The organism is Bacillus sp. ISL-78, from assembly GCF_018613455.1.
GTDB lineage: Bacteria > Bacillota > Bacilli > Bacillales > DSM-1321 > Peribacillus > Peribacillus frigoritolerans.
The window spans coordinates 1-10,647 of record NZ_JAGGQC010000057.1 but is presented as its reverse complement, the minus strand read 5'-3'; the positions used below and the strand labels follow the sequence as shown (position 1 = coordinate 10,647).

General features: G+C 38.0%; 10 protein-coding genes. 1 reads left to right on the top strand and 9 read right to left on the bottom strand.

The window, feature by feature from the left end:
- Window positions 1-717 precede the first annotated feature (717 nt).
- The 9 genes from J7I96_RS27710 to nirB all read right to left on the bottom strand — a co-directional run bounded on the left by J7I96_RS27710 (window position 718) and on the right by nirB (window position 9,748).
- Window positions 718-1,311 carry a YdeI/OmpD-associated family protein gene (locus J7I96_RS27710; protein ID WP_214768280.1) on the bottom strand — a complete coding sequence of 198 codons (594 nt, stop codon included), beginning with the start codon at window positions 1,309-1,311 and terminating at the stop codon, window positions 718-720.
- A gap of 82 nt (window positions 1,312-1,393) precedes the next feature.
- Window positions 1,394-1,786 (bottom strand): SRPBCC family protein, encoded by a 393-nt coding sequence (locus tag J7I96_RS27705; protein ID WP_063593577.1) that lies wholly within the window; start codon window positions 1,784-1,786, stop codon window positions 1,394-1,396.
- A 2-nt stretch (window positions 1,787-1,788) separates the two neighbouring features.
- A complete protein-coding gene (locus J7I96_RS27700; RefSeq protein WP_214768281.1) occupies window positions 1,789-2,112 on the bottom strand; it encodes an ArsR/SmtB family transcription factor in 324 nt (107 codons plus the stop codon).
- Between the two features lie 727 nt (window positions 2,113-2,839).
- Window positions 2,840-3,301 carry a hypothetical protein gene (locus tag J7I96_RS27695; protein ID WP_214768282.1) on the bottom strand — a complete coding sequence of 154 codons (462 nt, stop codon included), beginning with the start codon at window positions 3,299-3,301 and terminating at the stop codon, window positions 2,840-2,842.
- 269 nt (window positions 3,302-3,570) lie between these two features.
- On the bottom strand, window positions 3,571-3,891 hold the full coding sequence (locus J7I96_RS27690) for a hypothetical protein (protein WP_214768283.1): 321 nt from the start codon (window positions 3,889-3,891) through the stop codon (window positions 3,571-3,573).
- Between the two features lie 344 nt (window positions 3,892-4,235).
- Entirely contained in the window at window positions 4,236-4,661 is a 426-nt protein-coding gene (locus J7I96_RS27685) for an OsmC family protein (RefSeq protein WP_095678434.1), read from the bottom strand.
- Between the two features lie 509 nt (window positions 4,662-5,170).
- On the bottom strand, window positions 5,171-6,787 hold the full coding sequence (locus J7I96_RS27680; RefSeq protein WP_214768285.1) for a family 14 glycosylhydrolase: 1,617 nt from the start codon (window positions 6,785-6,787) through the stop codon (window positions 5,171-5,173).
- A 211-nt stretch (window positions 6,788-6,998) separates the two neighbouring features.
- Window positions 6,999-7,316, bottom strand: coding sequence for a nitrite reductase small subunit NirD (gene nirD / locus J7I96_RS27675; protein ID WP_214768286.1), 318 nt, complete (start codon window positions 7,314-7,316; stop codon window positions 6,999-7,001).
- 17 nt (window positions 7,317-7,333) lie between these two features.
- On the bottom strand, window positions 7,334-9,748 hold the full coding sequence (gene nirB / locus J7I96_RS27670) for a nitrite reductase large subunit NirB (protein ID WP_214922795.1): 2,415 nt from the start codon (window positions 9,746-9,748) through the stop codon (window positions 7,334-7,336).
- Window positions 9,749-9,952: 204 nt separating this feature from the next.
- Between nirB and J7I96_RS27665 the strand changes: the two genes are divergently transcribed.
- Window positions 9,953-10,279 carry a MerR family transcriptional regulator gene (locus J7I96_RS27665; protein ID WP_214768409.1) on the top strand — a complete coding sequence of 109 codons (327 nt, stop codon included), beginning with the start codon at window positions 9,953-9,955 and terminating at the stop codon, window positions 10,277-10,279.
- Window positions 10,280-10,647 lie beyond the last annotated feature (368 nt).

Below are 10,647 nucleotides of genomic sequence, written 5' to 3'. Positions count from 1 at the left end.
TACAGTAAAAAACATGACGGTCTTAACCAGTCTTAAACATGCTTCGGGTTGAGTCCAATTCTTAATTATTCTTAGTACTTCTTTGAAAAATGTGCAGTCGATATCAGAAATCCGTTCTCTTTTCATCTTCGGTGTTAGAGTAGTCCGTCTTCCATCAAAAAGGATTATAGTACTAAAGGAGTTCTATCTTATAAAACAAATTTGATTGGAACGGAAGGCGTGAGATTCCTGCAGGAAAAGCGAGTCCAAGAATACAAGATTGCCCAGTTTTCCAATCATGTTAACCATCAAATTGTTAGCTTATTTTTCCATTTCAAGGGTTTTTTCATTTGTCGTAACGTTCCAAATTGATACGTGAGGTGGGCCATGGTCGTTAGCATTTTCCTGAATCGAAATATTCGAAAAAAGCCCAATTTCTCAGTAATAAAATTGAGAAATTGGGCTTTTTTGCTACTCCATAAAAGTGCCCTATTTTATTAGTGGTATGTTGGAATCATTACTTAAACTTGTTCAAGATAACACTCGTTAGTTCAAGCTTTGATTTTATTAGCTGCAACAAGCAGGCCTGTTACACGGCAGATAGCTTACACTCTATGGATAACTTTTTTGTTTTTATCCATTTTATTCTTCGGTTGAGTGGTTGCTTGCGTTCCAAAAAGGAGTTCGAATGAACGCAAAGTGGGGTGAAATCTAAAACATATTTTCTCATCAAATATATTAATCTTTTAAACCCTTCCCATCGAGAATTTTCTGCATGCATTTTTCGATTCGTGACTCTCGGGTTTTGGATTGTTTGGCTTGTGAAAAATAAAGGATGTATGCTCTTTGCCTTCCTGGGGTCAATGCTTCAAAAGCAGTTTTCAAGGCAGGGAAGTCATCGAACTTATTGTGAAGTTCTTCAGGAATTATGAATTCTTCGTTCTTTTTAAATTCCACTTCCAACCCGGCTTTTTCAACTTCAATGGCTTCATGAATATAGGCTTTCAGAATGGATTCCGTTGCAACTATTTCTTGAACATTAGTGAACCGAATCTGGCGCGCTCCCTGTACATTCTCGGTTTGTTGAATTAGAAGCCCGTGGGCATCCTGTAACAAGGCACCTTTGTGAAACAGAAGCGCACAATATTCTTTAAATCCATGTATTAAAACGATGTTTTTATTCTCAAACGTATAACAGGGATGCATCCATTTAAATTCTTCGGCCAGTTCACAGTCAAGAACGATATTTCTTAACGTCTCATATTCTTCTTTCCACTTTTTAGCTTTACCTAAAAATTCATCAACCTTAGGATTCGTTCTACTTTTTGTCATCACGGAACACTCCTTTTTCCGAGCAGTTAGCTTTTTTCTTTTACGTTAGCTGAATACTAAAAAACAAGGCAGAGGTTTGGTCTTACAATACCTCTAACACGTTATTAAGTTCTTCGCCCATTTTCGCCCAACCATATTTCGCACCATTGAACGCTTGATCTTCTTTTTCGAATCCTGTTTGTTCGAGATGTAAGTGGGTTGTTCCATCCTCGTGCTTTAAGGTCCATGTAACTGTAGTGTTTATACCGCCGCCTACCCAGGTGTAAGATAACTTATAAGGCTCCTCGACTTCAAGAACTTCGGAATCAATAATCAAATTCCACTGTTCATTCCGAAACTGGAATTTATGTCCGACGACAGGTTTAATATCATTAGCCATTACCCATTTCCCAAGAGTATTTGCATCCGTTAAGGCAAGCCATACCTTCTCGATCGGGCTCTTAAAATTAAAATCTTGTGTTACTGTTAAACTCATTTTTATTCCTCCTCTAATATTTGATTTAAAAGTGATATTCTTTCACTCCAGAATCTTCTGTAAAACGATACCCAATCCTCAATTTCTCTCAACGGACCTGCATTCAGTCGATAACGGGTTTCCCTGCCAACTTTTCTGCTGATTACTAGACCTACCTCTTTAAGGATTGCCAAATGCTTTGAAACCGCAGTACGGCCCATTTCAAAATGTACGGTCAACTCATTTAGTGGCAATTCCTCCACGTCCGCCAACAAACGTAGCAATTTACGTCTTGTTGGGTCAGCGATGGCTACATAAATATCACGTTCTTGATTTTTCTCGTTCAAAATCACCCACCCTTTAATTGGACACCAATTGGTGTCTTTTATTATATGACACTGATTGGTGTCCTGTCAATTTTATTATTGACACACTTTATTTGTTTTATTCTAATATCATCAAGTATATTATTAAATCCTTTTACAACTAAACTGGCCCCGTTAGTTAAAGTGATTCTTATATGCTCGTGTTTCAGCAAAGGAGTATTTTGGAATTATATCTTCATTGATAAGCAAAGTGGAAAAGGGTTTTATTGGTTTCCATATCAGTGATGCACTTAATCATTCTTGAAGGCGTTTATTATTCCTTGATTCACTAGACGGATTGGGCAGGGATTATGATGATTCATTCGGAGAATGGAAGTATATTACTTGAGATCTGAACTCAGATATTATGTATGGTATTAAAAAAAGAGACACTTTTGATTGTTGAAGAGGTATGGGTGTTACTGGGGATTTTTTTATGACTTCATTCAAGTATATGAAAAAGGAAATAAACTATCAGATATTATAAATCCTCAACTTAGGGATGAGATCATTTTAACACCTCTTATCGACTAAGACTAAAAGGTATCTATCTGGGTTTTCAAACAAAGTTGATTGGAACGCGTGTACCAGACTCCCTCGGAAAAAACGTCGAAAGGAGAATCCAGGCGCAAGAGTGCCAAGGGCGGACTTCCTTCGGAAAGCGAATGCCATACGTTCCAATCAGTTTAAAAACTCTCAATATATTATATTATTTTTCTATTTCAAGGCTTTTTATCATTTGCCGTAACGCTCCAAGATGATAAGCTGAGTGGGCAATGGTCGCATTTACATTTGTCAGCCATTTTCCTAAATCGATTGTTTCGATTTCTGCGAAAAGAGATACATATTCTTTATGTAATTCCTCTCTGATTTCAGCCCATTTCACCTCATCAACAGTAGTAATGGTCCAGCTTTCTTCCCAATCTTTTTCAAAGTTCGTGCCATTGATCATCGATTGGACCACCCATAAATAATACCGGGTGTGGTCTGCGTGTGCCGCAATTGTCGATCCGTTTATGGAACGTGAAGCATCTATTGCAGTTAAACCATCAAGTGTACCAAAAACCCCGGTATTCGGTTTTGATTCAGTATAATAGCTTCCTTCATTTCCCGGTCCTTCAAACGTTTCCTTCAAAAGCGTTTTTATTGAACTTGCCAACGTCTCGCTCATCTCAATTCCCCCCAAATGTTTAGTCGACTTCGTTACTCTATAATATACTAAGACAAACCAATAAACATTTATATTTTGTTAAATTAATCCAAAAATATCGCGAGTTTAAAGAGTTATTCGCTTAACTTTCATAAGATAAGGGTTTCAATTACTCTCGATTACAGTTAACATGTAATATTGACGACTCTCTTAACGTGATGAAAAAAAATACCTTAAAAAGGCCATTCCACAGGAACGGCCTTAATTATTTTTGAAAATTTGATTCAGTTTTAGTAGCTTTTCAAACGCTCTTCCAGGGACACAATTCTAAACTTTAACTCTTGATTCGGATCCAAGCCCACTATTACGATTTGATTATCTTCCGTAATGGTGACATATCTGAAGGTTTCTTCTCCATGAATCTTGATTTTAGTCTCCGATGCCGTTTCCATTTTTGCAAAAACTTGATCTGTGTATGTAAGCGGGAGAAGATCATCTAAACCTTCTTCGGGGCTGCCGAGCCACTTAAACATGAAATCTTTCAATGAATATTGTTCAATCATCGATAAATGATTTTTAAAAATTAATTTGTCAATTGTTATCTCTTTCAACTTAACCACTCCTCAATAGTATCTAAAGTTTATATGGATAAACTCCTAACATCAAGGGCATTCCAATGACAAACCATTACATTTTGATTACTTGCTTACTGAATTATCCCTTTCCTTCCGTAAAATGGAGCTCATTAACCTTGAAAACCAATTTTAGATTGATATTTTCGAAAGAATCCCCTTGGATTAACATGAGGGGGATTATTTTCTGTGGTTTGCACGTTTTGGAATAGATGATTATTCATGAAATGAGTATGTTCATTTCAGTAAAAACAGCCCCATTTTCAAAAATGGGGCTGTTTTTATTATACGGCTAATAAAACAATAGTCCTTTAAATTACATATTATATGTCTTGTTTTCCTTTAACACCATTTATTGAATAGCTGATTTTAATGTTGGCATTCAATGAGTGATACACTGAACAGTACGTATTTTTGGATAATTGAATCGCACGGACGACTTTATCTTCAGGTAGATCTCCCTCTAATAAATAATGGATATGAAAATCGGTAAAACGTTTAGGATGATTTTCTGACCGTACCCCCTCTATTTCTATTTGAAAGGCCTTTGTTTCAAATCGCATTTTCTTTAAAATCATGACAATATCAATTCCTGTACAGCCGGCAAGAGAGTGTAAAAGTAATTCTGTGGGTCTTGCTCCACTATTTTTACCTCCTGCTTCTTCGGCGGCATCCATCTTTATTTCATGTCCCGACGGAGTTGTGCCAGAAAAGGCCAGTTCCCCTGTCCAAGTAATCATTGTCTTCATATATTTCAATTCCTCCCTTTCGTGTTGTTTTATTCTATAAATATCCCTTGTTACTTTTTAATGTAAATTAATATCATTTAAGTATTAAAAAATATTGCCTCAATGGGGTCAGTACAAATATACAGTGCAGTTGGATTGGATTTTTTATACTCTAACTTGTGATGATTTTCCATACCTTATATTCTTCCCACAAATCCTGCTTAGTTAGTCATATTGTAAAATTTGAACGTTGATTACCTCTTCATGCTTTAAAACCGAAAAATATTCTAGATGATTTCAGAAATCCGCTCCCTTTCCGCCAACTGTTTGCCAAGCCGTATCAAAGCGAAGCGGCTTGGCAGACAGTTACTCGGCAGGATCGTCGAAAATTTCTTTAATCTATTCAGGAATTCATGTATACAAAGCAGTAAAAAAAACAGAAGGATATTAAGTTTACCAATCATGGTTGTGAGATCATTCCGAACCACCTTTTGTCGTCTGAATTTTAAATCATAGCCCTATAAACCCATCTACCATGAAGTTTTATAGTTTCCTTTTCCATTCAAAGGAGTTTTATAACTATTATTTTCCCCATCTTGCCAAGTAATAGCGCCATTTTCATCCTTCAGGACGAACTTGAATTCATAGAATCGATCTGCAGCTAAACGAAATGTTCCACTCCAGGTGCCATCTGTGTTTTGAGTGAGTTTATATTCGTAATCTTCAGGATTCCATCGACCGATTTCCCCTCTGTCCCCAATTAAGTAAACTCCCTGTGTGGCAGGTACATTTTCAACTGTGAATGTAACGGGAATCGACTTGCCTTCCAATTTATCAGCCATCATCCTGAACTCATTTGTTGGATTTCCTTCATCGTCGAATAAATAAGACATCCTAAGCAATGTAAATCCCTCAAAACCATGGTTAAAAACCATTTCTGCTACATTGTCAAAGCCCCATTCATTATTGATCAGAGGGAGTGCATTTTCTCCGTTTAAAGAAATTCCTTTTTCATTAGCTAAAGAGGCAATATGGGTCACCAAAGTCTTAGGAGCGCTATAGGACGGTGCAGTATGTGCGTCTTGATCTCCCATTTCCAGACAGGTGAATGTGAGGGCCATATTCGATTTCTTAAATTGATTCAACAATTGGGAGTAGTTATGGTACCCAGCACTATACTCTGCTGAATGCGGCATTACTGGATCATTCATTTTCCAATGGACTCCTGAAATTTTAGCTCCAATTGGCACGCCAAAGACTTTATCAAAATGTTTATGGGCAAACTTCGAGATTTTTGCAAGATGCTTTTCGAGTGCTCCTTGATACCACTGCATAAAATCGTATCCAAATCTAGTGTCGATTGCTCCGCCCTTGGTGAAAAATTCATCCCCATTTCCTGGCGGCTGAATCTCATTCCAGTTTTTATACGTTTTGCCCCAAGCGGCATTTAATTTTTTTATCGTGGAATATTTTTCTCGCATGGCAAGCCTGAAATCCCGTTTTGCTCCTTCTGTATAAACTTGAAGCTGTCCCCTCTCAGGATAATCCCAGCCATCGGCATTCTGGTAGGAGGGATATCTTAATTCCCCTGCCGGTCCTGCACTTAGATATATCTTTGCTATTAAACCCTTTTTATCAGCAAAGTTCTCTGCAAAGGATTTGTACAATTCATTGTACTGATCGGCTGTGCCTTCCCACCAAGGAGCAAGTACTTCCTTATTCCAGAAACCACTTTCACTCTTGAAAGCCATGTTTTCGGCTGTGTCTTTATTCCAGAGCCAACTTGGTATGGGATAGTTGCAATCATCCCCCACATTACCGCCGCATTGGTGCGTAGACAAAATGGGCACCCATTTTAAACCGGAGGCTTTCACGGTTTCCGCATATTTTTTATAATAGGACCAATCAAACTGATTATCTTTTTTACTCTCGACCAATCCCCACCAGATATCTGTCGTAATTGCATATACTCCATTTTCCTTCAACTGGGTCAGCTCTGCATTAAATGCCTCCCAATCTGTTATTTCACCCAATGGGGCCATCACATAAAGCTTGTAATCTGGTTGTACTTCTGCTATTACAGGTGTATTTGATAAAGGAACAAAATATAGCATAAAGGTAAAAACGCCAACAGATAATTTGTTCATGAAACGCCAACCTTTCCCCTATAACTTTATTTGTTTAAATTTCGGTTCATCATGGAAACCGTTTACAATCTTTTTATTTTTTAGTCATTCCTTTACTAACTAGAATTATATTTGTTGTGGAAATATTTATCAATTATTTCATCGGAGGAATTTAGTTCAAAAATCGACAAAGAAAAAATGGATAGTCTAAGAGACTATCCAGGGCAGCTGGTTATAAAACTATATAAACATTACCATCTTCTATTTCGACATGGTATGTCTTTACACAACCATTATCAGGTTTTTGGACTTCTCCATTCTTGACACTGATTTTCCAGTCATGCATCGGGCAAAATACGTGATCACCACTCACAATGCCTTCCACCAGAACACCACCTTTGTGTGGGCAACGATTTTCAATAGCCCGGAATTCCCCATTTGCTAAATGAAAAAGAGCAATTTCATGAGATCCTATCGTTACTGTTTTCCCCAGGTTTTTTGGCATTGCATTTACGGTTGAGACCTTTATCTTTTGAAGTGTTTTCCCCATTTAGGCTGCCCCCATATTCATTTATTTGATATAGCCGGAATTTTCACTTTTTGAAATAAACCGGTTTGGATCGCATTGCTCTCAATGATTTCTTTCCACGGTTCTTGCAATACGGATAAGGCCTCATCCAAGCGTTGGTTAAGCTCCATCCTTTTTTGCTTATCACCAATAATCTCCTTAATGGTATCGAAACCAACACGATCAACCCAGACCGACGTTCTTTCTAAATAATTGGCAGTCTCTCGATAATGTTGGATGTACGCACCCGTAATTTCAATTACCTCATCACTTGTTTTCACTTTGCATAATAATTCAGCAGCTCGTAAATGAGTACCGCCATTGCCGCCAATATAAATTTCCCATGCACCGTCAACACCGACAACACCAAGATCTTTGATACCGGATTCAGCACAATTACGAGGACATGCCGACACAGCCATCTTAACCTTATGCGGTGTGCCTACACGTTCGAATTTCTTCTCCATGGCAATGCCCAGACCGATTGAATCTTGGGTGCCAAAACGGCAAAAGTTTTCACCGACACATGTTTTCACAGTTCGAAGCGTTTTTCCATACGCATATCCAGAAGGCATATCCAAGTCGGCCCATACGCTTGGAAGGTCTTCTTTTTCAACGCCGAACAAATCTATTCTTTGACCGCCTGTTACCTTAAGTAACTTAACATTATACTTATCGGCAACATTTGCTATTTTCCGTAATTGATCGGGATTTGTGACGCCGCCATACATTCTTGGCACAACGGAAAATGTACCATCCTTTTGAATATTTGCATGTAGCCTTTCATTGACATAGCGGGATTCTTTTTCATCTTCATAGTCAACAGGATGGATCATGCCTAAGTAATAGTTCAGTGCCGGTTTACATTTAGAGCATCCATCACTTGTATTCCAGCCGAGAACATTCATGACTTCACGAGTATGTGTCAGGTTTTTTTCGCGTATTTCGGCAACAACCTCATCTCTTGATAAAGTGGTGCACGTACATATGGATTCCTTCTGGTTTGACTTACTGAAATCAGCGCCTAATGTCAGCTCGAGAATATCACCGACTAACGGCTTACAACCACCGCATGATCTCGAAGCACTTGTGCAGCCTTTTACTTCCTCAATGCTTGTTAAACCGTTAGATTCGATAGCCGTCACAATATCACCCTTCGTTACACCATTACAACCACAGATGATTTCTTCATTTGACATCGAAGTGACAAGGCTGACACTTGGTTCACTTGTTCCTACATTTAAATACTCCGAAACGTCGGCATTTTTATTGATCATGCTCAATAGGGCATTGCTTTCCTTTGTATCCCCGAATAATACCGCACCAGAAATTTTCCCATTTCGAATCATTACTTTTTTGTAAGTACCATTCCATTCATTAAATTCCTTGATTGATTTGGCTTGTTCATCCTCGAAAATTTCTCCAGCCGAAAATACATCAACACCAGATATTTTTAACTTAGTAGAAAGCACGGACCCCTCATAAGCTTTGCTTTCCAGTCCGCAAATCCTTTTGGCTAATACTTTACCCTGTTCATAAAGGGGAGCGACCAAACCATACACCATCTCACGGTGTTCCGCACATTCACCAACCGCAAAAATATTCGGGATCCTCGTCTCCATATAATCATTCACGATAATTCCCCGATTGACAGGGATGCCGGAATTTTGGGCCATTAAAACATTTGGCTTAATCCCAACTGCCATGACCACTAAGTCGGCGCAGATTTCCTCGCCATCACTAAAGCGTAATCCTTTGACATCAATTTCACCTAAAACCTCCTGAGTCTGTTTCCCGAGATAAAAATTCATTCCCTGGCTTTCCAGTTCCCTTTGCAGCATTTTTCCTGCTGCTGGATCTAACTGCCTATCCATCAAATATTCCGAAAGGTGAATAACATCTACCTGCATACCTAGATTCAAAAGCCCCCTTGCTGCTTCAAGACCCAGCAATCCTCCACCAATGACAGCAGCCTTTTTATTATTTTTCGAATATTCAATCATTTTTTCGCAGTCTTCAATATTTCTAAAGGCCGTCACTCCTTTTTTATCAGCCCCCTTTATCGGCAGAATGAATGGGATTGATCCGGTAGCTAAAATTAATCGATCATAAGCGACTTCGCGATTAGCATCTGAATATATGATTTGCTTAGTGGTGTCGATGTTCGTGACTGTTTCACCTGAAAAAAGTGTAATATTGTTCTCTTTGTACCAGTTCCAATCATTTATTGTAATATCATCTATCGTCGTAGCCCCTTGCAATACATTCGATAGTTGGATTCGATCATAATTTGGATGCGGCTCACTTCCGAAGACAGTCACATCAAACCTCTCCGGTTGAATTTTCAAAATTTCTTCTATACATCTTACTCCAGCCATACCATTCCCAATGAGTGCCAATTTCTGCTTAGACATGTTTTGTCCTCCAATAAGATTTTTTTGAAAGGATGATATGATTGATTATAGGTGACGTCACTTTTTATCGCCACTAATGTGTTATAAAATCTTACATAGTTTTTAAAAATTAATAATTAATGTTAGTTTTTATTACAAATATTCAGAAAATTAGGATATAATATCCTTATTGATTCAGCATAAATCCAAAATGAGGTGATTTTCATCGTCCAGCATAAAGAATCTTATATAGATAGAAAGGTAATTTCCATAGGTGTGGTCAGAGAATTAACCGGACTATCCGATAGACAAATCCGGTATTATGAAGAAAGAAAACTCGTTTTCCCCGAAAGGTCTAAGGGTGGTAACCGTAAATACTCTTTTTCCGACGTCAAAGCATTAGTGGAAATCGCCGATAAAATAGAGGATGGAGTGCAAACCCATGAAATTAGACAGGAAAAATTAAAAGAGAAAAGAAAAATTGAACAGGAAAAAATGCGAAAAAAAATGCTGCAGGGCCAATTAAATGCACACTTTGGCCTGCGTAATTGATTTTTCTAAGCAACCGTTATAATTAACCGATTCAATAAGTACTTTAACTGTCCATAGCCCCTTGTCTTTTTAAAATAACAGTTAACATTATTAAACTGGACATGATGACTTTCATGTCCAGTCAGTTTGCATACAAAAGGGGTTCGGAATTAAAAAATTCCGAACCCCTTTTAAAATTCCCTTGGAATTTTGACCAAAGGGTTAAGAGATTTGGTCTCATCGAGCCACTATGTTAAGCCATTTTTGTTTCAACTTCATAATTGTTTTACGCATTAATCGAATTCCGAAGGTATATTAAATGAAGTCAGTTTAACTACTATAACCGAGTCAATATTTGAGCATCCTACCTCTGAATACATATCTTTCAC

Bases quoted from the DNA above. Each gene is read 5' to 3' on its own strand.
- J7I96_RS27710 (WP_214768280.1), bottom strand. From the start codon at position 1,311: ATGACAAAAAGTAGAACGAATCCTAAGGTTGATGAATTTTTAGGTAAA.
- J7I96_RS27705 (WP_063593577.1), bottom strand. From the start codon at position 1,786: ATGAGTTTAACAGTAACACAAGATTTTAATTTTAAGAGCCCGATCGAG.
- J7I96_RS27695 (WP_214768282.1), bottom strand. From the start codon at position 3,301: ATGAGCGAGACGTTGGCAAGTTCAATAAAAACGCTTTTGAAGGAAACG.
- J7I96_RS27685 (WP_095678434.1), bottom strand. From the start codon at position 4,661: ATGAAGACAATGATTACTTGGACAGGGGAACTGGCCTTTTCTGGCACA.
- J7I96_RS27680 (WP_214768285.1), bottom strand. From the start codon at position 6,787: ATGAACAAATTATCTGTTGGCGTTTTTACCTTTATGCTATATTTTGTT.
- nirD (WP_214768286.1), bottom strand. From the start codon at position 7,316: ATGGGGAAAACACTTCAAAAGATAAAGGTCTCAACCGTAAATGCAATG.
- nirB (WP_214922795.1), bottom strand. From the start codon at position 9,748: ATGTCTAAGCAGAAATTGGCACTCATTGGGAATGGTATGGCTGGAGTA.